A 25,319-nucleotide genomic window follows, 5' to 3' on the forward strand; every position below is an offset into this window, starting at 1 on the left:
TGTTATAACAAATAAATAGTTTATAATTTTGAATAATTAGTAGATTTCATTTATTATATTTACTAGTACGATGATTTTTTGCATGGATTTGCGTGTTTAAATCGGGTATAAAAAGAATAAACTTTAGTTCTAATCAAATTTTTGTATTTATGAAAAAAAGACTACTTACTCTTTTTTTGGGCATTTTTCTCCTGGCAATCCAAGCCATAGCCCAACAAACCACGGTTACCGGAAGGGTAACGGCCTCCGATGACGGAGGGCCACTTCCAGGGGTTTCCATAAAAATAAAAGGCACAACAACGGTCGTCCAAACCAGGGCTGATGGGGGTTATTCCATCCAGGTAAATCCCGGAGCAGTGTTAATCTTTAGTTACATCGGTTATCTTCCACAAGAGAAAGCGGTTGCTGCATCAACTGCAATTAATGTTTCCCTGATTGCTGATAATAAGTCACTTAATGAGGTTGTGGTCACCGCGTTTAATATTGCTCAGGACCGGAAATCCATCAACTATGCTTTTCAAAATGTTAAATCAAAGGATATTGAAGAATCCAGGCAGCAGAATATTGTGAATGCCTTGCAGGGAAAGATTGCAGGGGCTGTGATTACCAGTTCTGGTGGCGGACCGGGAGAGGGTGCCAGTATTATACTAAGAGGGGGAACATCATTGGATGGCGACAATCAGCCGTTGTTTGTTGTGGATGGCGTTGCGCTGGATAACAGTTCTTTTGTGGAGTCGACCTCGCCTGGTGCAGGGAGTGCTTTTAACGGGGTCTTGGGAAGGAGTTTAGGTACCGCTAACCGGGCATCTGACATTAACCCCGAAGATATAGAAAGTGTCACTGTTTTAAAAGGTCCGGCTGCTGCAGCTTTATATGGCGTTAAGGCAGGTAATGGTGCAATCATCATTACCACTAAAAAAGGGAAGACCGGATCTACCAGCGTGGTATATAACAACTTGTTTTCCTGGGACAATGTAATGCGGCTGCCTGAAACCCAATCGACCTATAAACAAGGTACGGCTGGTATTTTTGCAGCAACAAGCAGGGACTCTTACGGTTCTCAGTTTCTGCCTGGTGAAACGATCTATGACAACTTAGGCGACTTCTTTATTACCGGTAAATCGCAAACGCATAACCTAAGTGTTTCTGGCGGATCGGAAAAGTATACCTTTCGTTTTTCTGCTTCTCATGCAGACCAAACGGGGGTTGTTCCTAAAACGGAATATGGCAAAACATCTGTGCGGCTGGCTGGTAGTGCCATAGCAAGTGATAAATTCTCGGTTACCGGATCTGCCAATTACTTAAGGAGCACCGGAAGACGGCCATTACAGGGCCCTGGTTTATTTGGCGGTACGGGAGGATTCCTGGTGAGTATCTTCAACTGGCCTAAAAATGACAACATGAAGGACTACTTAAGTCCGGATGGTAACCGGAGAAGACTGCTGGCCAGTGTAACCGGTGATATTGACAACCCTTATTTTACGATAGACCGGAATCCGCAAACAGATTCGAACGACCGTTTTTTGGGAACTGCAGGTGCAGAGTATAAGCCATTGGACTGGTTGAGGCTTAATTATACCCTGGGGACTGACTTTTATACGGAGCGGAACCAAAGTGTTCGTGCGGTTGGTACTTCTCTGCCCAATAACCAGAATGGTGGAATAGGCCATACGGTGAACTCTTTTCAGAGTATTACCTCCAATCTGATCCTTACCGCTGAAAAAACCTTTGGTGATTTCAGCACGTCTTTAATATTGGGTAATGCAATTGATCAAACTAAATTCTCTACGGTAGATTATCTGGGCCTGATCTTTCAGAATCCTGATTTTATCAGTATCAACAATACTGTTAACCGAAGTCTTGTTCAGCGTAATTCTACCAAAAGGATCATTGGTGCTTTTGGAAGTTTCAATGCCGACTGGAAAAAGACCATATTTTTGAACATTACTGGACGTAATGACTGGTCGTCTACGCTACCAACCAAGAACAGGTCCTTCTTTTATCCATCTGTTAGTATAGGTTATGAATTTACAAAGACGCTTAAACTGGAGAGTGATAGCTGGCTGACCTATGGAAAGATCCGGCTTTCTTATGCCGATGTGGGTAAGGATACTGCTCCATACCGAATTGAATCTCCTTTGCAGGCCAATACATTTATTGGGGGAGGTTTCCGTTATGGCTTTTTTGGCAATAATCCGGAACTGATGCCTGAAACCAGGAGATCTTATGAAGTTGGCTTAGATTTACAGTTCTTAAAAAACAGGATCCGGCTGGATGCTACCCTGTACAGTGATAAGACCATTGACCAGATCATTGCACCGCGGGTTAGCCAGGCTACCGGATTTATCCTTCAATATATCAATGGCGGATCTGTTCAGAACAAAGGTATTGAGCTGATGTTATCCGGAACCCCTGTTCAGACCAAAGATTTTACCTGGGATGTGAACTTTAACTTTGCCCGGAATTTAAATGAGGTACTGGCACTGCCATTCCCTTTAACCATTTTAAGAAATTCGGATGCTTCGATCATCAATGTTGCGGAGGGCGCTTCTTATCCGGGCAAGTCGTTAACCTCGATCAGTGCAACGGATTACATCCGGGATCCGCAGGGCAGGATCATTATTGATGCGAATGGTTACCCTACTTTTAATACCTTATTTTCTTATGGCGGCGACCGCGCACCAAAATTCACCCTGGGATTGAACAATTCCTTCCGGTATAAGAATGCCGAATTGAGTTTCCTGATTGATATCCGTAAGGGTGGTGATGTGATCAATGGCAATGAATGGGAATTGGTTCGGAGCGGTTTAAGCAAGCAAACTGAAGAACGCGGTAAACAAGTTGTGTTTGAAGGGGTTGTTCAAAATGCTGACGGAAGCTTTAGCACAAATACAAAAGCGGTGGAGCTTACCCAGGGATATTATGAAAATAACCTTGCTGCAGTAGGTACTGCTTTTATTGAAGATGGTTCCTGGATCCGTCTGCGCACGGTCACGCTTAATTATACGCTGAATAAAAAGTATTTGCCGAAGGTATTTTCCAATGTAAACCTGTTTATAACTGGCCGTAACCTGGTTCTGTTTACCAACTATTCCGGAATTGATCCTGAGGTTGGTGTTTCTGGTGCAGGTGTTCGCGGTGGCGGATCTGCCGGTTTGGATTATGGTGGTGTGCCTAGTCGCAGAGGTTTTGATTTGGGTTTAAAAGTTGGATTTTAGTTAATAGAAGATCATGAAGAAATTTATAATATATACAGCAGCTGTTATTTCACTTTTAGGGATCTCATCCTGTGAAAAGGGTTTTTTGGATGTAAATACCGATCCAAACAACCCGACAGAAACTACGCCTAATTTTTTACTGCCGAGCATCATCGCCAATGGTCTGGCCATGCAGGGTTATGAGTCTTACCAGCTTACCGGTCTGCTAACGCAGAATATAGGAAGGCGGGCTGCGCCTAACAGTGGGGTAGAACAATATTTTCTGGCTGCCAATGTGCGTCCTTTCCAGGATACCTATCAGATTGTTGGAGCCAACATCGGTCCGATGATCAGTATTGCACAGCAAGAAGGTTCTCCGTATTATGTAGGTGCCGGAAAAATCATGTATGCCATGATCCTGGCCCATGCCACTGATTTGCTGGGTGATATTCCATATTCTGAGGCCTTTCAGCCTGCACTGACCATTTCTCCGAAGTATGATAGTCAGGAGGATATTTATAAAGCGGTCAACCAGCTTTTAGACGAGGGTGTTGTTGAACTTCAAAAACCTGCAAGCAGTAACAGCCGGGCCTTTTATATCACAACGCCCAGTATAAGCGGTGACATTCTATACAAAGGGGTTACGGCCAGCTGGATCAAACTGGCCTATTCTATTAAGGCGAGGCAAGCCAATCACCTGACTAAAAAAGCATCGTACGATGGCAATGCGATCCTGACCTTAATTGATAAGGGAATAACATCTAACACGGAAGATGCACAGTTGCAATACCAGGCGGTTACCAGTACGGTGTTAAACTCTACCAATGTTTTAGGGCCTACTCGTAATAATATGTCTGCCTTAACCTACGGGCGTTATTTTATTGAGATGCTGAATGGAAAAAACCTGCTTGGTAATGAGGCGTTACCCGATGATCCGAGGTTTCCTATTATGGCCGCTGCCGGAAGTACCGGTACACAACCTGGAGCAAATAATGCACAGGCACTTGGAACTGGGATCGTTTCTGATTTTTATACCAGCTGGTATGGTCTGGATTTGGGTGTTTTGCCGGTGTTGACTAACGCCGAAGTGCGGTTTATTGAAGCGGAGGCTGCCTTTAGGGCCGGTGCGGCGACAAGGGATCGGGCCTATGCCGCTTATATTGCCGGGATCAGGGCACATATGGATAAGATTGGTGTAGCTGCCGCAGCCAGAGACCTGTATATTGCTTCGCCAGCTGTTGCACAAAGTGCGGCTGCCTTAACGCTTAAAAATATCATGGAGCAGAAATACATTGCCTTGTTTATGAATCCGGAGAGTTGGGCAGATATGCGGAAACTGGATTATGATCCAACTATCTATACTGGGTTTTACTATCCGGTAGGGGCGAATCCAAATGCAAAGAACCTGTATCCAAGGCGAACGTTATATCCGCTGACAGAGATCCAGCTGAACCCTGCAGAAGTTGAAAAACAAGGTGCCAATGCACCTGATTATTTACTTAAACCACTATGGTGGAACCAACCTTAACTAATTCGAATTGCTATGAAAAAGATAACCGTTTTATACCTGGTATTGTTGTTTGCAAGTGTGCTTTGTGCTTGCGACCGTACTGAAGATCCAATTTACGAGAAGCTTTCTGACAATCGTTTCCCAGTCATCTTTGCGAACACCAATTTTGTGACCCCCTCTGTTCCAACAGGGGGTTTCGTTAAGGGAACTGCATTAAAGATTGAGTTTAATTTTGTGAAGACTGATCCCATTAAAGAGATCCAGTTCTATGAGAAGCTTGGGACGGCAGATTCTGTGCTGATCTCAAAGTCGGATTATGCACCTGCTTTCTCTGCATCGAAGGGCTGCGATACGCTGATCTACAATTATATAGTGCCTTCTGCCCCTGCTTCCGGAACGTCTGTTGTTTTTAGGGGAAGGGTTGTGAATGTGAACGGGCTAACAAAAGACAGGACTTTTACTTATCTGATTAAGTGATGGTGCAGTGCTTAAAGGCGTCTTAAAAGATTAAGATGCCTTTAAGCTGTTTTATATTCGCATTTTTCCTACTTTTGCAAGCAAAGCATACATTCATGGCAAGTTTTACTCTTACTCCTGAAACCTGGCAAAAGGTTAAAATCAAATTTCTTAGGAAATACCGCGACCTTGCACAGGTGAATCTTTCTTTTGCGCCCGGTCAGGAAGACCAGTTGGTAGAACAACTTATGGGATTGGTAAAAAGAGACCGCGATTACGTTGAATTTACGATCAAAAAAGCACTTGCTGACGCTGATGGCAACAGGTTATAAGTAATAAAACTGAGACCTTGTTTAATTGCTTTTAAACGCAATTTTTTTTAAGTTTACTTTTCAACAGATTCGTGAACGATGAAAAGATATAAACTGGGTGCCGCTTTTTTACTAATCGCTTTTACTACTTTAACCTGGTCTTTCAAAGAAGATCTTTTCCAGGTATCTAAGAACATGGATATATTCGCTTCTCTATACAAAGAGGTTAGCATTAACTATGTGGAGGATACAAACCCGTCAGAAATGATGCGGAATGGTATTGATGCCATGCTGGGGAACCTGGATCCTTATACCGAATACATTCCCGAATCTGAAATTGAAGATTACAAACTCAAATATGTAAGTACCCAGTACGGTGGTATTGGTGCAACTACTCTTTTTTTGGAAGGTAAGCTGTATGTAAATGAGGTAAGCGAAGGTTATCCTGCCGATAAACAGGGTATAAAACCTGGTGATCAGCTGGTAAAGATAAATGAGAATGAAGTGAAAGGCAAAGACAGGGCACAGGTTAGCCAGCTGCTTCGCGGACCACGTGGTTCTTCTGTTGACCTGGTCATCATCCGGGATGGTGCTGTTCTGACTAAGAAACTGATCCGTGATGAAATTAAACAGCCTAATGTTTCTTATTCGGGAATGACAGATGATCATTTTGCCTACATCCGGCTGGATAAGTTTTTAGAGAACTCTGCCCAGGAGGTTAAAGATGCTGCTGTGGCGTTGAGCAAGCAGCAGCCAAAGGGGATGATCCTCGATCTAAGATATAATGGTGGTGGTATTTTACAGGAGGCCGTAAAGATTGTTAATCTTTTTGTGAATAAGGATGTGCTTGTAGTAACGCAAAAGGGCAGGAATCCTCAAAAAACAATTACCTATAAAACGTATAGCGAGCCGTTGTTGCCCCAGATGCCGCTTGTGGTTCTGGTTGGCGGTTCATCTGCATCGGCCTCTGAGATTGTTGCAGGCTCTTTGCAGGATCTGGACAGAGCTATTATTGTAGGGCAAAGAAGTTATGGTAAGGGTTTGGTTCAGCAAACGTTTAATCTGCCTTATAACAGCCTGGTTAAGGTTACTGTAGCCAAATACTACACCCCATCCGGAAGATGCATCCAGGCGCTTGATTATGCGCATAAAGACGCAGATGGCACTACGCATAAATTCGCAGATTCGGTGATGACTAAGTTTAATACTAAAATGGGCCGGAATGTTTTTGATGGCAACGGGGTTTATCCGGATGTATTTGTAACAAATGCCAAACCCAGCCCAATCACGGTTTCCATCGTCACTAAAAACCTGTTCTTTGATTTTGCCAATGCGTATAAAAAGAACAACAAGGCGATTGCGCCTGCGGCAAGCTTTCAGCTAACTGATGCAGATTACAACCAGTTTGTTTCTTCGATGGCAGGAAAAGATTATTCTTATACATCAAGTACGGAGCGCTTGTTGTCTGACCTGCGTGCAGAAGCCGAAAAAGAGAATAAACTGGCTGCGGTAAAAGCAGACCTGGAAGATTTGAAGGAGAAGATGCTTGGTGCCAGGAAAACGGACCTGGTTACTTATAAGGCAGAGATCAAGCGAATTCTGGAAACACAGATTGTAAGTCGTTATTATTACGAAAAAGGAAAGATCCAACAGGCGTTTCAGTATGATAAGGAACTGACTGCAGCAAAATCACTGTTAAATAATTCAACCAGGGTACTGGCTATATTAAAGGGAGAAGGTGAATATAAAACGATAGGAAGTCCTGTTAAAGCGATTGCTTCTGCTGAGAATTAAGCAATTGTTGCCTATGCTTCCTAATGGTCCTGTTCTCCACTCTTAGGTTCTCCGTTCTCCGGTCTCTTTGTTAGTCGGTATGGTGCAGCTTAACAACAAGGCCGTCCATTGCCGGGTTCAATTGCAGCTGGCAGGCCAGTCTGGAATTTGGCAATACATCTGGCAGGGTATCCAGCATGGCATACTCATCGTCTGTCATTTCGTTCAGCTTGTCTTCGCCTTCTAAAACATCTACACAGCAGGTGGCACACAGGGCCATTCCGCCGCAAGTGGCAAGGATATCGTATTCGCAGGCTTTTAAGTATTCCATTAGGCTTAACCCCATATCCACCGGGGCTTCAAGGGAGGTTAAGCTTCCGTCTGCATTCTGAATGTGCAGGGTAATGTTATTTTCTTCCATGTTTTAGAATTCTGATACACCATTTACCGTGGTGTACTTCATGGTATATTTAATGCCGGGGTTCATGTATTGGTAAGCACTGTGGCTCATTAAAGCTGCTTCATGGAAACCACAAAGGATCAGTTTTAATTTGTTGGTGTAAGTATTGATATCACCAATTGCGTAGATACCGGGAATATTGGTAGAATAATCGTCTGTATTTACTTCAATCGCGCTTTTGTTGATGTTCAGGTTCCATTGCTCAATAGGACCTAATTTAGGGCTTAATCCGAACAAAGGAATTAAGTGGTCTGCTTCAACATTTGAAACTTCCAGTGTTTTATTGTGGATGATCTCTACATTCTCCAGTTTGCCTGTTCCGGATACGGAATTCAGGTTGCTGTTTAGTATGAGGTTGATCTTTCCGCTTTCTGCAAGGGCCATTACTTTATTTACAGAATCTGGTGCTCCGCGGAAGCTTTCGCTGCGGTGAACCAATGTTAATTCTTCAACAATGTCTGCAAGGAAAATGGTCCAGTCCAGGGCAGAGTCACCACCACCGGCGATCACCATTTTTTGTCCGCGGTATTGTTCCGGGTCAAGGATCATATAGTTTACACCTCTTCCGTTCTCGAACTGCTCTAAACCGGTAACAGCAGGTTTACGAGGCTCAAAGCAGCCTAATCCGCCAGCAATAACAACAACTTTAGATTCGATCACGGTACCCATATTGGTTGTTAATACGAAATCACCTTCAGCACGTTTCTCCAAACCTTCGATCCGTTCACCGAGGGTAAAGCCAGGATGAAAAGGTTTGCCTTGCTCCATTAAATTATCGATCAGCTCCTGAGCCAGAACGGTAGGGTAGCCGGGGATATCATATATAGGTTTTTTAGGATATATTTCAGATAACTGTCCGCCCACTTGTGGTAAATAATCAACTAAATGACAGCGCATTTTTAATAACCCTGCTTCAAAAATTGCGAATAAACCTACGGGTCCGGCGCCAATAATGGCTATATCAGTAGAAATCATGTATTTAAAATTTGTGCGAATTTACGAACTTTTGTTTTAATTATTAGGTTATTTATAAATATTCTACATAGCCCCTAGAACTTATGACTGGTTTAAGGCGCTGATATTTTTCCTTATCTTTGTACTATTGATGAGTAAGAACATATATTTCGCTTCAGATTTCCATTTGGGTGTTCCAAATTTTGAGCAGAGCCGTAAACGTGAGGATCGTATTGTACGCTGGCTAAATTCCATAGCGCCAACGTGTAGCGAACTGTTTTTAATGGGCGATGTCTTTGATTTCTGGTATGAATATAAGCTGGTTGTTCCTAAAGGTTTTATCCGTTTGCAGGGTAAACTGGCAGAGATGAGTGATGCCGGAATTAAGATCTATTTCTTTAAGGGCAACCATGATATGTGGGTTAATGACTATTTCATCAAGGAGATAGGTATAGAGATTGTGAGCGATGAACTGGTGATTGAGCGCGGTGGAAAACGGTTCTTTTTACATCATGGTGACGGTTTGGGTCCGGGAGATTCAAAATATAAAATGTTGCGCAAGATCTTTAGAAGCCCGTTTTGCCAATGGTTATTTTCTATGGTTCCGCCAAGAATTGGATTGGGAATAGGTAGTGCCTGGTCTGGCCGAAGCCGTTTGGCCAGTAATACGGACGAGGTTTTTTATGGTATTGATCATGAATGGCTGGCTGTTTATGCGAAAGAGCAATTGATGAATGCACATTATGACTATTTTATTTTTGGTCACCGTCATTTGCCGCTGGATCTGGATCTTGGCAAAGGAAGCCGGTATGTTAACATTGGTGAATGGATAAATTTCAACTCCTATGCTGTATTTGATGGCAATGAGTTAAGCCTTAAATATTTTGAAAAGGGCGAGCAGGTAGTTTTGGTTTGATAAGGCAGTAAATTTTTACTGCCATTAACTGAAAAAGACGTATTTTTACTGCCCGAATAACTACCTGATTTGGGTTGATAATGAATTAAAAAGTTTCTGAAAAAATAATATGTTAGAGAAATTAGAAGCAATCAAGCTGCGTTGGGAAGATGTAGAAGAGCAGTTGAGTAATCCTGATACGATGCAGGATATGAAGCGTTTTGCGGCTTTAAATAAAGAATATAAAGATTTAGGCAAGATTGTAGAGGAATATAAGATCTACAAGAATGTGATGAGCAATATTGACGCGAATAAAGAGATCCTGAGTATTGAGAAAGACCAGGAGATGCGTGAGATGGCTAAAGAAGAGTTGGACATGCTGTTGGTTCAGCAGGAAGAGATTGAAGAAAAAGTCCGCCTGATGCTGATCCCTGTTGATCCTGAAGATGCTAAGAATGCCGTATTTGAGATCAGAGGTGGTACTGGTGGTGATGAGGCTGCTTTATTTGCAGGAGATCTTTACCGGATGTACAGCCGCTATTTTGAGCAGAAAGGCTGGAAAGTGGAGACGGTTGATTTTACTGAAGGAACTGCCGGTGGTTATAAGGAGGTAATTCTGAAAGTTAGCGGTGAAGATGTATACGGACAGCTTAAATACGAGTCTGGTGTACATCGGGTTCAGCGTGTTCCGGATACGGAGACACAGGGTCGTGTACATACCTCTGCTGCATCTGTAGCTGTTTTACCGGAAGCGGAAGAGATTGATCTTTTTATCAACCCTGCTGATATTGACCTTCAGACTTCACGTTCTGGTGGTGCTGGTGGACAGAATGTAAATAAGGTAGAGACTAAGGTACAATTGACGCACAGGCCTTCCGGGCTCGTTGTAGTTTGCCAGCAGGAACGTTCGCAACTTGGTAACCGGGTTATTGCGATGGAGATGCTGAGGAGTAAGTTATATGATATTGAATTACAGAAAAAGAACGGTGATATTGCGGCAAGACGTAAGACGATGGTTTCGACCGGAGACCGTTCTGCGAAGATCAGAACTTACAACTATCCGCAGGGAAGGGTTACCGATCACCGTATCGGTTTAACACTTTATAACCTGGGCGGTGTAATGGATGGCGGAGTGCAGGAATTGATCGATGCGCTGCAGTTTGCAGAGAATGCTGAGAAGATGAAAGAAGGCTCTGTAATATAGCTAGTTGCATTTATTTTAAAATAAATGTTGTAAATTTAAATAAAGAGCCTATATTTGCAATCCCGAAACGAACGGGAAAAACGGACCGGTAGTTCAGCTGGTTAGAATGCCGCCCTGTCACGGCGGAGGTCGCGGGTTCGAGTCCCGTCCGGTCCGCAAAAGCCACTCCATCGAGTGGCTTTTTTGTTTTGAGTTCGAACCTCATATTCCACCCCTAATCGAAGAGCAATACCAAATGTTGGGAAGCTGTGGTTATTTTAATTTTTCCTGTCTCATTTTTCTATTAAATGATAAGTTTGTATTAGATAAACAACAGCTATTGCCGTAGCCAATATATTTAATAAGAGAGGGCACTCCATGACAAAGACATATGCTCCCAAACAGAAAAGCACTCAGGGGCATTCTGTTCAAATCAGCAACATTGAGATATACTACGAAGAATATGGTGCCGGAAACCCATTGGTTTTACTGCATGGGTTTGGCGGTTGTGTACAGAATTGGTATCCTTTTATTACAGAGCTCTCTGAGCGCCATCGACTGATCGTTGTAGATCTGCGTGGCCATGGTTATTCAACAAATCCTGATCATAAGTTCACACATCTGGAAGCGGCCAGTGATGTATTCCTTTTGCTTGAAAAGTTGGGAATTGATCGCTTCTCGGCTATGGGAATGAGTTCTGGAGGGATGGTGCTACTGCACATGGCGACGATGCAACCCAACCGCATCCACTCAATGGTATTAATCAGCGCAACTTCCTATTTCCCCGATCAGGCTCGGACCATTATGCGCAGAGCCTCGTTCGGCACAATGCCTTACGAAGTGAAAGAAATGTATCGGGAATGTGCAAAACGTGGTGATGAACAGATTCAACAACTCATTAGACTTTTCAACGCGTTGCATGAAAACTATAACGATATGAATTTCAACGCACAAAGTCTATCAACCATTACAGCCCGAACACTTATAGTGCATGGTGATCGGGACAACTTTTTTCCTGTAGAAATTCCTGTAAGCATCTACCGCTCTATTCCGAATGCCGCCTTGTGGATTATTCCTGGAGGAGACCATGTTCCAATTTATGATTCCAAGGTTCCATTTACCTCAACAGCTCTACAGTTCCTTGATGAGGCAGGCAGTTGAATCTACGTGTAAATCATATAAATACGCAGATAATAAAAAAACCGCAGAGATGATAGCAGCAATTACTTTGCTGAAGTATTGGTCAGAAGGTTGCCAATTACTTTTTTCATAGTAGCGAATTCTTCAGGATCGTACAAGCGGGTCAGGAAGGCAATACGGCCGTTGCGGTCAATGACCACATTTCTCGTAACTCCACTCTTTTTATCTGCAAACTGCCCAAAAATATCTGCTCCGGGGTCAAGTGCCAATGGATAGGTGATCTTCATATCCTGATGAAATTTCTTTACGATTTCCAAAGGCTCGTCCCGGTCAACACCAATCAATACAAGATCTTTGTCTTTATTGGGAAGCCAAACATCACGTTCCAGATACGGCATCTCTTTCCGGCATACACTACACCAGCTTGCAGTAAACTGCAGGACTACAATTTTCCCTCGTAATGCTTTTAGTGTTGTCTTTTTACCATTTGTCAGCTCGAGTGAAAAATTATCTGGTGCCAAATCTCCCACTTTAACAATATAGCCACGGTCATCAGCATTGGTTTTTTCCGTAGTCTGTGCATATACGGCGAAAACAGATAAACTGATAAGTAGAAATAGGATTGTTCTTTTCATGATGCAGTTACTGTTGGTTTACGTTATTTCAAAAATAAATAAAATACTACTAAATTACTAGGAATTATTTTAGAAAGATTGAATAAAAAAGTAAATTAGGTTTTTAATTGCCAGTATCATGCGTAAACAAGACATTCCAATAGTAGAATCAGCGCTATCATACCAATCCTTTAATTTTTTAGAGATACATCAAGAATATTTTCGGTTTCCCGAGCCAGTTCCCACAGACCAGGTGCGGTCGATAAAATGATCTTGCCATCTTTTCCAACCAAAACATATCTGGGTATGGAATTGACATTATAGTCCTTTGAAACTGCTGAATCATTCGGCTTTTCGACAATCAGATTAACGCCTTTCAAATTTAAACTGCCGGTAGCTTTCTTCCACGGTTTTTCCGTCTCATCGGTACAGATATTTACAAATACCACTTCTTTATCCTTATACTTTTCATGTACAGCAAAGCCATTGTCCAGAATATCTTTTCTACACGGGCCACAGTGCACACCCCAGAAATCTATGTATACCAGTTTTCCCAGAAAATCATTTAATGAAACGGTATTGCCATCCATGTCTTTCAGCGAGAAGCCTGGTGCGGATTGTCCCGGGCTTAGATTTTTGAGGTTGGTATAATATTTTGTTAGCTGCACCTTAAATTCCGGTGTTTTGCCTTCTTGCAGGTATTGGTTATAGATCTCAACGGTATTGCTAAATTCACTGCTTTCAAAACCGTCTTTAATCAGCACTGCAGCATACCAGTCTTTGATGCGCTGTATGTCGATAACTGCCTGCCCCAGCAGATAATGGGTTTTCACATGGTTGGATTTAATGGAGTTTATTGCGACTGCCCCATCAAAAATGCGGTACAATCTTACCCAGTCATAGATAAACTTGCGATACAACGCCGATTTATTAAAGGCAAATTCATTTATTAATTTATAGTCTAAAAGAACGGTTGGGATTTTTTTATTGATCGCGTCTCTAACCAGGTTATCGGTAATCGTTAGTTTAAACTTGTCATGAAGCCGTGCAGACAACAGCATGTTCATGTATTTGTAATAAATATCGTAGGCTATTTTATCAAAGTTCTCCGTATGCGGAACGCCATGAATGTACATTATCTCTTGATTGAATGCGTTATTTATAGCCCTATATTTTGCAGTGTCACTTGTCTTTTGATCTGGACCATCGCTGATTTTTTGGGCCAGGTAGAAAAGTTCAATCTTCGTTTGCAGTTCCATTGTCCGCTCTTTAGATTTGCCCCGTACTGTCAGGGTTTTTGCAATGTTCTTATTGTCCCATTTCAGGGTTATCGTGTCGCCTGGTACCGCAAACAACGTAATGGTCTCATTATTTAGCCGTAGGATAAAATTCTGAATACCCTCTGTTCGGATTTTTTTGGAGAAGTTACCTTTATTATCTACCAGAATGTTGTAGTCTTTCCATTCAAAAAAGCCTTCGTTAACCAGGTTAAATGAGCTTTGATCGTAATTTCTTATGTTTCCCTGTAAAAAATAGGTACTGTCGTTTTGCCCGAATGATACTGCCGGGATGGTTCCTAATAATAAGAATAGGATAATTAATCTTTTCATTTTAATCTATAATTTGTTGGCAGCAAACTTATAGTAAACGCCTATATTTTCCCTGCGACTTCTTTAAGGCATTCTTACGGCAAAGGTGCCAATTGGGCCAGGACTTGTAAAAAATTCACTCGCAAGCAGCTTGATGTTGCCTTTACCACTGAGTACGTGCCTTTGTACGCGGGCCATCAGATATTGCCTGTCCAGAATAAACCAACGTGTCCGGTTTGGAACAATTTATACGAACTAATATTTTATTAATACATTGATTATTAAATGTTTAAGTGTGGCATCATCATTGAATTCTGGCCTATCCAAATTCATAATATATGGACAGGGAATTATCCTCATCATTTAAAAAAAGGCGTCTCATTAAAACAGTAAGCCTGGCAAGCCTGACTGTTATACTCGTAGTTGTCGCTTTCTACATCATTCGTGCTAATATGGAGCCAACTATAGAACGCTCAAAAATAAACGTCTCTGTTGTTGGCAAAGGTACGGTTGAAGCAACTCTGGAAGCCACTGGCCTGGTGGTTCCTGAATACGAGTTTCTGATTACAAGCCCCATTCAGGCAAAATTAGAACAGGTATTCCGTAATTCCGGGGAGGCTGTACAAGCGGGCGAATCTATTCTACAACTGAATAAAGACGCGACGCTGAACGATTATAATAAATTGCTGGACGAACAGGCGGTTAACCACAACAGAGAAGAGCAGCTTGGATTAAACCTCGAAAGAATTCTTAATGAGTTAAACACACAATATACCATCAAACAGATGAATATTGAAAGTCTTGAGACAGCACTTGATCATGAGCGTGCTTTACTAAAGATTGGCGGAAGCACGGATGAGAAATTAAAGCAGGCTGGGCTAAACCTTGAAATTTCGCGCCTTGAACTGCTGCAGCTAAAAAGACAAGTAAAAAATCAGGAAAAAACGATCCTGTCGGAAAGAAAAGGCCTGGGTTATCAAATTAGTATGCAACAAAAAAATATAGCTACATATGGGAAAAAATTAAGCGGAGCAATAGTACAATCGCCAGCAAAAGGAATCGTTACCTGGGTAAGTAATAAAATAGGGGCCGAGGTAAACGTGGGTTCCGATCTGGCGAGGGTAGCCGACCTGAGCAGCTATAAAGTGGAAGGGAAAATATCTGATGCTTATGCTTCACAGCTTAAGAAAGGTATGGAGGTAATTGTGAAAATTGAAGACCAGGATCTGCGTGGAACCATAACCAATATTCAGCCGGAAGTTGATGCGGGCATGGTTATTTTCTTTGTTAGCCTGAATAAAAATAACCATAACCTGCTCCGGGCTAATCTGAAAGTGGAATTGCAACTGGTTACATCGGTAAGGCGTAATGTATTGCGTGTTAAAAATGGATCTGTATTTACCGGAGCCGAGCAGCAGCAGATCTTTGTAGTACAGGGAGATGAAGCAGTATCAAGAACGATCAATACCGGACTTAGCAATTTCAATTATACGGAGATTCTTACTGGACTGCGTCCTGGTGAAAAAGTAATCATCACCGAACTGAAAGACCTGCAGAGTTTCAAAAAGGTGGCGATCAAAGATAAATAAGAACAGCATGGAAACTAAAACTTTACTTCGAATGTGCTTTTATCTATCGTTATTTTTTGGATCAGTGAAGATGTCTGCACAGCAATCACAACCCCTCCCTGCCCGCCTCAGTTTAAATGAGATTACCAGGCTGGCCAGGGAAAACTCTACGGCATCCTTGCAGGCTGCCACCTTAAAAGAAAACAGATACTGGCAGTATAAAAACTTCCGGTCTAATTATTTACCACAATTGAACCTGGATGGTACATTACCTGACTTTACACGGGACAATATAGCCGTTACACAGCCAGATGGTACCATTCAGTTCCAGCCAATTGCCAATGACAATTCGCGGTTAAACCTGGGGATTTCACAAAACATCAGTGCTACCGGCGGGCAGGTATTTCTCAATTCAAACCTGCTAAAATTCACTGATTTTGACCGTAAACAAACCCGTTTTTCCGGCAATCCGCTTGTGATCGGGTTCAGCCAGCCGTTGTTTGCATTTAATGCACTTTCCTGGGACAATAAGATCGAACCCTTGCGCTATGAAGAATCTAAGAAGAAATATGTGGAAGACCTGGAGGAGGTTAGCCGCAATGCGACTACGATGTTCTTCGATCTGCTGATTGCCCAAATCAATCATGAAATTGCCCTGAAGAATAAAGAGAACAACGATATGCTGTTCAAGATTGGCGAAGCAAAGTCTACGATGGGAAAGCTGTCCAGAGACGAATTACTACAGTTGAAGCTGGCAGCCTTAAATGCGGGTAAGGCTGTGGCACAGGCAAGCCTGTATGTTGAAAGTTCGATGTTGCGCCTCAATTACTTTATTGGTGACAAGGAAAACTCAGCGATAGAGCTTGTACTTCCAGAGGAGCTTGCTGTATTTGATATCGATCTCAAAACTGCTGTAAATGAAGCGAGAACCAATAAATATCAAACGGTAGAATTTCGAAGAACCTTACTGGAGGCAAAAAAAGAAGTTGCCCGGGCACATGGTGAGAATGGTTTGAATGCAAATTTATTTGCCACTTTTGGACTGACAAACCGCGCTGCAGATATTCCTGGCATTTACAGGCATCCTGTAGATCAGCAAACCCTGCAGATTGGCTTTCAAATCCCAATTGTAGATTGGGGAAGATCGTCTGCCAGGATCAAGACTGCACAAGCCAATAGAAAACTGGTGGAATATAGTGTAGCCTTACAAGAAACTAATTTTGACCAGGAGATCTTTACCCAGGTTAAACAGTTTAACATGATCCGGGAGCAGATGAAAACAAATATCCTGGCCGATAGTACAGCACAGGAACGTTACGGAATTGCCAGGCAACGGTATATGCTGGGTGACCTCAGCATTACGGACCTGAATATTGCATTGCAGGAAAAGGATCAGGCTAAAAGGGATTATATTTTGGCGCTGAAGAACTTTTGGGATGCCTATTATAACATCCGGATACTGACGCTTTATGATTTTGAAAAAGGAATTAAAATAGGATATGACAATTTAAACTAACAATAGATGATTAAATTAATAAACGTAGAAAAGATTTACCGCACCAGCAGTATTGAAACGGTAGCCCTCAATAAGGTAAATATCAATATTCAAAAAGGGGAATTTGTATCTGTAATGGGTCCTTCTGGCTGTGGCAAAAGCACACTCTTAAATATTATTGGATTACTGGATGAACCGACTTCGGGAACTATAGAGATTGCAGATACACCGATTACCGGATATGCAGATAAGAAGCTGGCGTATTTGCGGAATGAGAAACTCGGTTTCATCTTTCAAAGCTATCACCTGATTAGTGACCTCTCTGTGCTGGACAATGTGGAAATTCCTTTGCTTTACCGTAAAGGGGTTTCCGGCTCAGTGCGGAGAAAGCTGGCCCTGGAAGCTTTAGAGAAAGTAGGGTTAAATAGCCGGACAAAGCATTTTCCAAATCAGCTATCTGGTGGGCAAAGGCAAAGGGTAGCCATTGCGCGTGCGATAGTGGGCAATCCTGAAGTTTTACTGGCAGATGAACCAACCGGAAACCTGGACAGTGTAATGGGCGAAGAGATCATGAACATCATGCTCAATCTGAACAAGACTGAAGGCACCACCATAGTGATGGTTACCCATGATGAATATATGGCGGGTAAAACAGAAAGGCTGATCCGGTTTTTTGATGGTAGACAAGTAAACTAAACCCGATGTTAAGAAATTATATCAAAATTGCCTTTAAGGTGATGCTGCGACAAAAGTTCTTTACTGGTGTTAGCCTTTTCGGGATCAGTTTTACGATCATGATCTTTTCCATAACAACTGTCATATTTGACTTGGGCTATGGAGACAATGCTCCGGCAGTAAACAGAAGTCGCACGTTATATTTGGATGGAATAAGTATGGAAAGCCCAACGGTTCCATACGCTCGTGTGAATATAGGTGATGATTTTTATAAGAAGCTGAGAGATTCCAGGGATGTAGAAAATATTTGCATTTATAAGGCAGGAAATATCCGGTCATTCAAAAATGGTAAAGTAATTATATTTAATGTTTCCTATACTGATGAGGAGCTATGGCATATTTATAATTATACTTTTTTGGAAGGAAGACCTTATAATAAACGTGATATTATAACAGGTAAGCGCTATGCAGTCATCTCTGAATCCACCAAAAAGTACTACTTTGGGAACGGTAGTGCAATAGGCAAGTATATTGGCGACGAGAAGAAGTTTCAAATCATTGGTGTTGTAAAAAATAAGGTGATATTATATGCAAATGGGCCTGAAGTGGCTAATATATTAATTCCTTATAGCATTTCTACTACCAGCTATGCCAGCAGTAATCCGGCAATCATTCTCGCAAAGAGCAACAAAGTGATACCGGACATAAAAGACGAATTAGTTAGAATGACTAAGCGGATTGATCAATACAAGTCTTTGAAAGATATCAGAATTAGATTGAGTGGAGGAACTGTTTTTGAGATGAGGGACTTCGGATACGCTATACTGGGTTTAAGTATATTTCTGTTCTTTATAGTAGTGATTCCGGCGCTGAACCTGATAGGCTTAAATGTCAATAGAATTTCTGAAAGAAGTTCTGAAATTGGCATCCGTAAAGCATTCGGTGCGTCTTCATCCGTACTTGCTGGGCAGTTTATCATAGAAAATATCATCATTACCTTTATCGGTGGAATCCTTGGCGTCATACTTACCTTTGTGGTTTCATCCGCTTTGGTCAGAATGATTTTCTATAATTCTCCTGAATCAGCAGATGGTGTATATTCTGCGCTGATCAGCTGGAAATCTGTCTTATATTCTATTTTATCAGCCTTGTTTTTTGGTCTTGTTTCAGGAGTTATACCAGCCTGGCGAATGTCAAGATTACATGCCATCAAAGCACTGAAAGGAGGCTCCGCATCATGATCAAACATATTTTTATACTCACCTGGAATAAAAGAAAGCAGCATATATTTTTGATTATTGAATTGTTCTTCTTTTTTCTGGCAATCAGCTTCCTGGTTTTTATTTCAATATCTTCTAAATTAGCTTCAGGCCCTAAAAATTTTAATATTGATAATGTTGTTGACATACAGATTCCTTATCAGGCCGATTCGACAATAAAGCTATTAAGAGAAAGTGTGATGCAGATGACTGAGGTTAGTGGTGCCAGTTTTAGCAATACCGGCCCCTCTATAGGATATTTCGACGCTGTCGATGTGATATGGAATGGAAAAAATATAGAAATTTATCGAAGTTTTTCTGACGAGTACCTGAAAGATTTAGTCTCCTTAAAGCTGAGGGAAGGTAAGTGGTTTGATAACACAAGCATTAATGCCTCAAAAAAACTAATAGTGATCAATGGTATATTACAGGAAAAGTTTTTCCCCAATGGGAATGCCGTTGGCAAAACGTTAACCACATCACTAGACAAATACCTCATTATCGGGGTAATCGAAGACTTAAATGACGATGCCGGAAAAAGCACTACAGTTAACGGGTCCTTTTATGAATTTAGTCCTAAGGTAAGTTATGCTCATTTATTGGTGAAACTTAAAGTTCCTCTTAACGAAAAGATCTATAAGCAATTGCAAAGAAAGCAAAAGGAATATGGAGGTAGTTATGAATATTCAGAGATCATTTCTATAGCTCAATATCGGGAATCCCGCGAAAAACAGAATTCATCATTTTTTAGTTTCATTCTTCTCATTTCCAGTTTTTTAATTGTGAATATTGTGTTGGGGCTATATAGCATACTCTATCAAACTATAAATAGAAGAAAGTCTGAAATAGGTATCCGCAGAGCTGCAGGTGCTACTTCTGGTGCGATATATAAGCAAATTATATTTGAAGTATTGTGCCTTACTACGTTTGCACTGATATTTGGTGTTGCTGTCGGGTATCAGTTTCTTTTATTCAATACCCTGCAAGGGGAACCTGCAGATTATGTGATATCCATGGTAGTTGCTGCTTTATTTATATACCTGCTGGTTACACTTTGTGCACTTTATCCAGCATATCTGGCTGCTAAAATACATCCTGCAGATGCGTTACATGATGAGTAAATTATGTTAATTTAGCCTATTATTTAGAAGAAATGATCCTGATTATAGATGATGATATCGCCGTACGTACTTCATTAAGGATTTTCCTGAAACATGAGGGATGGTCTGCTTTAACCGCATCAGATCCTGAAGAAGGTTATGCCATTATTCGGGAAAATGAGCTGCAGGCGGTATTGCTGGATATGAACTTTTCCATGGAGACATCCGGAGTTGAAGGGTTGGCTGCTCTGCGGAATATAAAGCAGCTAAAACCAGAACTGCCCGTTATCTTAATGACGGGATGGGCCTCCATCCCTATCGCTGTTGAAGGTATGAAAATAGGTGCAGCTGATTTTATCAACAAGCCGTGGGAGAACCAGAACCTGCTGGAGTCTCTGAGGACCGCCGTTAAACTTTCTGCTCAGGACGTATCTGCCGGATCCGTCAGCAGAATGCAGCTCAACGAAAAATACGGGTTTGAAAATATAATTGGGGATGACCTGGAGTTACAGGCTGTTTTAAAGACCATCGGCAGGATTAGCGGTACCGAAGCTTCTGTGCTGATTATAGGGGAAAGCGGCACAGGGAAAGAACTGATCGCTGAAGCCATACATCAAAATAGTTCCAGGAAGAATAAGCCTTTTATCAAAGTAAACCTGGGTGGCATCTCTTCTTCATTGTTTGAAAGTGAGATGTTCGGACACAAGCGGGGTGCTTTTACCGATGCCAGGAACGACAGAACTGGCAGGTTTGAAATGGCGCATAAAGGCACCATTTTTCTGGACGAGATTGGCGACCTGGATTTGAACAGCCAGGTAAAACTGCTTCGCGTTTTACAGGATAGAACCTATGAAGTATTGGGCGACAGCCGGACGCGGACGGTGGACGTACGTGTGATCTGTGCGACAAACAGAAATTTAAAGGAAATGGTTGCTGAGAAGAAATTCAGGGAAGATCTGTATTACCGCATCAATCTGATTCTGATTAACCTGCCCCCGCTCAGGCAACGTGCGGCTGATATTCCTTTGCTGGCCAACTACTTTTTAAACAACCTCAAGGTATTGTATAACCGTTCGGGCCTGAAGATCAGTTCAGCCGCACTTTCCTGGCTTAAGGATCTTTACCTTTCAGGAAATATCAGGGAGTTAAAAAACATTGTAGAGCGAACAGTGCTGGTATCAGAGAAAGATACACTGGAGATTAAAGACTTTGAATACCAGATTGAGTCTGTTGGCAAGCAGGCTGATTACAAGGATTTACCAGCGGTAGGCAGTATGACGATTGATGAGGTAGAGCTTTCGATGATCATCAAGGCGATGGATCATCATCAGCAAAACATCAGTAAAGTTGCGCGGTCGCTCGGATTGAGCAGGGGTACATTATATCGCAAGCTGGAAAAATACAACATCCCGTATGAAGCTCAGAAATAAATTTCTCCTTTTTGCGGTGCTCATGCACCTGGTTTTTATATTTCTGCTCTTAAACCTGCCAGAAAAAAAGCTATTTCTCTTTGTTGCCGGGGAGGTTTTAATTCTACTGTCTGTGATCTGCTCTTTTTGGCTTTACAACGGAATCCGGCAGCCTTCAAAATTGATCTCTTCCGGTATAGAAGCCATTAAAGACAAAGACTTTAATACCAGGCTTGTAAAAACGAATCATTCTGAAATGGATGATCTTATTCATGTTTATAACCAGATGATTGATCAGCTTCGGGAAGAACGCATTAAACAGAGCGAAAAAAACCATGTTCTGGACAAGCTGATCGGAGCTTCTCCTTCTGGTATCATCTTGCTGGAAGAGAATGACCTTATCAGTGCCATCAATAATGCTGCTGTGCAAATGCTGCAGCTCGGTAGTACGAATGCTAAGGGAATGACATTATCAGATATTCCGGGTCAACTTCCCCTTGAAATTGCCAAAATTGGAAATGGTGAAGCTTCGATCATAACCATCAATGGGGCATCGATCTATAAATGTCAGAAAGCCCATTTCGTAGATTTAGGGTATTCTCACTACTTCATTCTGATTGAGCAGCTGAATGATGAGATCTATAAAAAGGAAAAAACTGCTTATGAGAAGGTGATTCGCATCATGTCGCACGAAACTAACAATTCCATCGGTGCCATCAACTCTATTTTGTCTACTGTGATTAACTTCAAAGATCAATTGCATCAGGCAAACCGTGAGGATTATGAGGATGCCTTAAATGTTGCGATCAACAGAAATAAAGCATTGAGCAATGTGATATCTAATTTTGCACAGGTGGTAAAGATCCCGGAACCGCTGTTGGAAAGCCATGATCTAAACCAGCTTCTCAAAACAGTGCACATACTCATGGAGGCGGAGGGAAGAAAGAAACAGGTGAACTGGGTTCTTGAGCTTTGCTCAGGTGAATTGCTGGCAACGATCGACTCTGCACAGATAGAGCAGGTATTGATCAATGTTGTGAAAAATGCACTGGAATCGGTAGAATTCAATGGAACAATTAAATTGGAGAGTAGCCGGAATCCTGCTATGTTATGCATATCGGATAATGGAAAAGGGATTCCGGCTGAGGTCAGTCAACAACTTTTTACACCTTTTTTTAGCAGTAAAAAGAATGGACAGGGTATAGGACTCACTTTGAGCAGGGAAATCCTGTTAAACCACCATTGCAGTTTTTCATTGAAGACTATAGACAACTGGACAGAATTTAAGATCGGTAGTTTTAATTTTCATGCCAGTTGAGGATGTAATTGCGAATATGATCGTACATTTAAAATCAAATACTATTGTTATGAGAAGAAAATCATTGAAAAGACTAATCTTGTATATTCCTGTTGTTTTTCTTATGCTCTCCTTCAGTAAGGCAAAAGAAATTACCTGGGTAGCAATAGGCGACTCTATAACTTATCTTAATGACCATCCTGATGAGACTGGCAATAGGACAAGCAAAGGCTACTTAACAATGGTACAGGAAGCGGTTGCTGATCTGCATTATATCAATCAAGGTCATAATGGATGGACAACTTCCGGAATTGCCAAAGAAATTGAAAAGCTTGGAATCGTCAAAGCGGATATTTATACCGTTTTTATTGGCACAAACGATTGGTGGTCTGGTATTCCTATTGGAACCCTGGATGATTATTTAAATGATACAGGTACTGGTACAACCTGCGGGTCTTACCGGAAAATCATTAATAAAATACGAAGCCTTAATCATGAAGCAAGAATTATACTGATTACACCAATGCAGCGTAATGATTTTGTTTATATCGCCAATGCGCAAAATAATGCTTTCGGCTCTTACAAGGAGAAGAACGGGCAAAGCCTGGAAGGCTTTGCAAATGCCATTGCTGCCATTAGTAAACAGGAGAAATTTGAATCGATTGATCTTTATCATAACAAGGAGTTGAGGCTTGATAAACTGGTAAAATATAAAAGGCTGAAAAACCCCGTAACTGGTGAATACAAAAATTATAAATTCCCAGAATCAGCATCAATTCCGTTTAATCCTACAAAAGATGAGTATCCCTACCCTCCGGATGCAATGGCCATGACTTATGATGGTTTACATCCTTCAAACAAAGGGAACGCTATTATCTCAAAGCAGTTGGTGAAGCTATTTAAAAAATAATTAATTAAATTAGCTGCATGGTGAAAAATCTCTTAGTTACCTTATTTATTCTTTCAGTTGGTCTGACTGCTCAATCACAATATACTGCCAAAATAAAAAAGGCAGCAGATGTTGTCGCAAAAGCCACGATTGAGGGAGATTATACTACGGCTATTAATTGTATGTATCCCCCGGCAGTTAAAATGGGCGGCGGAAAGCAAGCGATGATTGCGTTGCTTAAAAAAACAATGGAAGATCTTGAAAAGGATGGTCAGGGTTTCAAATCAGCGTCTAATGGAGAGCCAGGTGAAGTTTACCGTTCTGGAAAAGAATTACATAGCGTTGTGCCGCAATACATGGAGATGAAATACAAAGACGGATATTTATCATTTACAACCAGTATGCTTGCTGTGAGCCAGGATGAAGGTAAAACATGGACGTTTGTATCGGCAGGAAATATAGAGCCTGAAAGATTGAAAAAGATGTTTCCGGCATTAAATAAGAATTTAGTAATCATCAAAAGCACTCCGCCGGTTTATCACAGTGGCCAATAGAATATGAAACAAGCGCTATTTACATTTCTTATTCTGACAGGCTTAAACGGCTATTCACAAGTATTAAAAAAAAAGGCGGTAACGCTGATGGGCAGCCGATGGGATATCACCCTGGTAGATAAAGATACTGCTTCTGCATTGAGAAACATCGACACGGTTATTGCTGAAGTAACCCGGATAGAAAACCTGATCTCAGACTGGAAACCGGAATCGCAGGTGTCACAAGTAAACAGCAATGCCGGTATTAGGCCGGTTAAGGTAGATAGAGAGGTATTTGAACTTACTCAGCGGGCACTGAAGCTCTGTAAGATGACCAATGGCGCATTTGATATCAGTTTTGCTGCTATGGATCGGATTTGGAAATTTGATGGCTCTATGACCGTAATGCCGTCTCCTCAACTCATTAAAAAATCGGTAGAGAAGGTTGGTTATAAAAATATCATCCTTGACAGCATAAACTCTACTATATTTTTAAAGCTGAACGGAATGAAAATCGGGTTTGGCGCATTGGGAGAAGGTTATGCTGCTGATAAATGCCGGGAGATGATGCTGGCCAGAGGGATTAAATCCGGGATCGTTAATGGTTCAGGCGATATGAGTACCTGGGGAAAGCAACCTGACGGGAGCGACTGGGCAATTGGGATTACAAATCCAATGCGTGAAGATGTGCTGATTGCTGTAGTTCCGCTGAAAGAAGGTGCTGTGGTTACTTCCGGCAGTTATGAGAAATTTGTCATCTTTAACGGAAAGCGCTATTCGCACATTATCAATCCTGCAACCGGTTACCCTGCAACCGGACTGTGCAGTGTAACGGTTTTTGGGCCAAGTGCGGAAACTGCCAATGGTTTCAGCACCTCAATGATGGTTTTAGGAAAGGATGCTGCTGTTAATTTCATCAAAAATTTTCCTGCCTATAGCTACATACTGATTACAGATCAAGGGCAAATTACATCTTCTCCTCAACTAAATTTCAAAAAGCATAAATTATAGC

22 protein-coding genes and 1 tRNA gene are annotated in these 25,319 nt (G+C 41.7%); 19 read left to right on the top strand and 4 right to left on the bottom strand.

Translation table 11 applies throughout. From position 1 onward, the window contains the following. The first annotated feature begins 149 nt into the window (after positions 1-149). From ATK78_RS09285 to ATK78_RS09305, 5 genes are all read left to right on the top strand, one after another. Positions 150-3,218, top strand: coding sequence for a SusC/RagA family TonB-linked outer membrane protein (locus tag ATK78_RS09285; protein WP_133575809.1), 3,069 nt, complete (start codon positions 150-152; stop codon positions 3,216-3,218). Between the two features lie 13 nt (positions 3,219-3,231). Beyond that, positions 3,232-4,725, top strand: coding sequence for a SusD/RagB family nutrient-binding outer membrane lipoprotein (locus ATK78_RS09290; RefSeq protein WP_133575810.1), 1,494 nt, complete (start codon positions 3,232-3,234; stop codon positions 4,723-4,725). 15 nt (positions 4,726-4,740) lie between these two features. Next, positions 4,741-5,184 (top strand): hypothetical protein, encoded by a 444-nt coding sequence (locus ATK78_RS09295; protein WP_133575811.1) that lies wholly within the window; start codon positions 4,741-4,743, stop codon positions 5,182-5,184. Between the two features lie 95 nt (positions 5,185-5,279). Next, positions 5,280-5,495, top strand: a complete 216-nt coding sequence (locus tag ATK78_RS09300; protein ID WP_133575812.1) for a hypothetical protein — start codon at positions 5,280-5,282, stop codon at positions 5,493-5,495. 78 nt (positions 5,496-5,573) lie between these two features. Further along, positions 5,574-7,268 carry a S41 family peptidase gene (locus ATK78_RS09305; protein ID WP_133575813.1) on the top strand — a complete coding sequence of 565 codons (1,695 nt, stop codon included), beginning with the start codon at positions 5,574-5,576 and terminating at the stop codon, positions 7,266-7,268. 70 nt (positions 7,269-7,338) lie between these two features. Here ATK78_RS09305 and ATK78_RS09310 read toward each other — a convergent pair whose 3' ends face one another. Both ATK78_RS09310 and ATK78_RS09315 read right to left on the bottom strand, forming a co-directional pair. Continuing rightward, on the bottom strand, positions 7,339-7,668 hold the full coding sequence (locus ATK78_RS09310) for a 2Fe-2S iron-sulfur cluster-binding protein (RefSeq protein WP_133575814.1): 330 nt from the start codon (positions 7,666-7,668) through the stop codon (positions 7,339-7,341). A 3-nt stretch (positions 7,669-7,671) separates the two neighbouring features. Further along, complete coding sequence (locus ATK78_RS09315) at positions 7,672-8,682, bottom strand: NAD(P)/FAD-dependent oxidoreductase (protein ID WP_133575815.1); 1,011 nt, start codon at positions 8,680-8,682, stop codon at positions 7,672-7,674. A 130-nt stretch (positions 8,683-8,812) separates the two neighbouring features. Between ATK78_RS09315 and ATK78_RS09320 the strand changes: the two genes are divergently transcribed. From ATK78_RS09320 to ATK78_RS09335, 4 genes are all read left to right on the top strand, one after another. Continuing rightward, positions 8,813-9,577: a UDP-2,3-diacylglucosamine diphosphatase gene (locus ATK78_RS09320; protein ID WP_133575816.1), complete on the top strand. Its 765-nt coding sequence runs from the start codon at positions 8,813-8,815 to the stop codon at positions 9,575-9,577. A 109-nt stretch (positions 9,578-9,686) separates the two neighbouring features. Next, a complete protein-coding gene (prfA, locus tag ATK78_RS09325) occupies positions 9,687-10,760 on the top strand; it encodes a peptide chain release factor 1 (RefSeq protein ID WP_133575817.1) in 1,074 nt (357 codons plus the stop codon). Between the two features lie 82 nt (positions 10,761-10,842). Further along, positions 10,843-10,916, top strand: a tRNA-Asp gene (locus ATK78_RS09330). A 201-nt stretch (positions 10,917-11,117) separates the two neighbouring features. Then, positions 11,118-11,900 (top strand): alpha/beta fold hydrolase, encoded by a 783-nt coding sequence (locus ATK78_RS09335; RefSeq protein WP_133575818.1) that lies wholly within the window; start codon positions 11,118-11,120, stop codon positions 11,898-11,900. 62 nt (positions 11,901-11,962) lie between these two features. Here the strand turns inward: ATK78_RS09335 and ATK78_RS09340 are convergent, their stop codons facing one another. Further along, a complete protein-coding gene (locus tag ATK78_RS09340) occupies positions 11,963-12,514 on the bottom strand; it encodes a TlpA family protein disulfide reductase (protein WP_133575819.1) in 552 nt (183 codons plus the stop codon). A 170-nt stretch (positions 12,515-12,684) separates the two neighbouring features. Further along, positions 12,685-14,103, bottom strand: coding sequence for a TlpA family protein disulfide reductase (locus ATK78_RS09345; RefSeq protein ID WP_133575820.1), 1,419 nt, complete (start codon positions 14,101-14,103; stop codon positions 12,685-12,687). 317 nt (positions 14,104-14,420) lie between these two features. Here ATK78_RS09345 and ATK78_RS09350 point away from each other — a divergent pair, with 317 nt between their 5' ends. From ATK78_RS09350 to ATK78_RS09395, 10 genes are read left to right on the top strand one after another with little or no spacing between them, the layout of a single operon-like run. After that, positions 14,421-15,671 (top strand): efflux RND transporter periplasmic adaptor subunit, encoded by a 1,251-nt coding sequence (locus ATK78_RS09350; RefSeq protein WP_133575821.1) that lies wholly within the window; start codon positions 14,421-14,423, stop codon positions 15,669-15,671. Between the two features lie 7 nt (positions 15,672-15,678). Continuing rightward, a complete protein-coding gene (locus ATK78_RS09355) occupies positions 15,679-17,166 on the top strand; it encodes a TolC family protein (RefSeq protein WP_133575822.1) in 1,488 nt (495 codons plus the stop codon). A gap of 6 nt (positions 17,167-17,172) precedes the next feature. Further along, positions 17,173-17,841 carry an ABC transporter ATP-binding protein gene (locus ATK78_RS09360; protein ID WP_133575823.1) on the top strand — a complete coding sequence of 223 codons (669 nt, stop codon included), beginning with the start codon at positions 17,173-17,175 and terminating at the stop codon, positions 17,839-17,841. Positions 17,842-17,846: 5 nt separating this feature from the next. Beyond that, a complete protein-coding gene (locus tag ATK78_RS09365) occupies positions 17,847-19,061 on the top strand; it encodes an ABC transporter permease (protein ID WP_133575824.1) in 1,215 nt (404 codons plus the stop codon). Continuing rightward, positions 19,058-20,200 (top strand): ABC transporter permease, encoded by a 1,143-nt coding sequence (locus tag ATK78_RS09370; RefSeq protein ID WP_133575825.1) that lies wholly within the window; start codon positions 19,058-19,060, stop codon positions 20,198-20,200. Before ATK78_RS09365 ends, ATK78_RS09370 begins: the two co-directional genes overlap by 4 nt. 32 nt (positions 20,201-20,232) lie before the next feature. Beyond that, the gene (locus tag ATK78_RS09375; protein WP_133575826.1) at positions 20,233-21,609 is read left to right on the top strand and encodes a sigma-54-dependent transcriptional regulator; all 1,377 of its coding nucleotides are present in this window, start codon (positions 20,233-20,235) and stop codon (positions 21,607-21,609) included. Continuing rightward, positions 21,593-22,906, top strand: coding sequence for a sensor histidine kinase (locus ATK78_RS09380; protein WP_133575827.1), 1,314 nt, complete (start codon positions 21,593-21,595; stop codon positions 22,904-22,906). The genes ATK78_RS09375 and ATK78_RS09380 overlap by 17 nt, the downstream gene beginning before the upstream one ends. Positions 22,907-22,955: 49 nt before the next feature. Further along, complete coding sequence (locus ATK78_RS09385) at positions 22,956-23,795, top strand: SGNH/GDSL hydrolase family protein (RefSeq protein ID WP_243732488.1); 840 nt, start codon at positions 22,956-22,958, stop codon at positions 23,793-23,795. Between the two features lie 17 nt (positions 23,796-23,812). Next, complete coding sequence (locus ATK78_RS09390) at positions 23,813-24,328, top strand: hypothetical protein (RefSeq protein ID WP_133575828.1); 516 nt, start codon at positions 23,813-23,815, stop codon at positions 24,326-24,328. A gap of 3 nt (positions 24,329-24,331) precedes the next feature. Next, on the top strand, positions 24,332-25,318 hold the full coding sequence (locus ATK78_RS09395; protein ID WP_208112335.1) for an FAD:protein FMN transferase: 987 nt from the start codon (positions 24,332-24,334) through the stop codon (positions 25,316-25,318). Position 25,319 lies beyond the last annotated feature (1 nt).

Source organism: Pedobacter metabolipauper (assembly GCF_004362715.1).
In the GTDB taxonomy this organism is placed as follows: domain Bacteria; phylum Bacteroidota; class Bacteroidia; order Sphingobacteriales; family Sphingobacteriaceae; genus Pedobacter; species Pedobacter metabolipauper.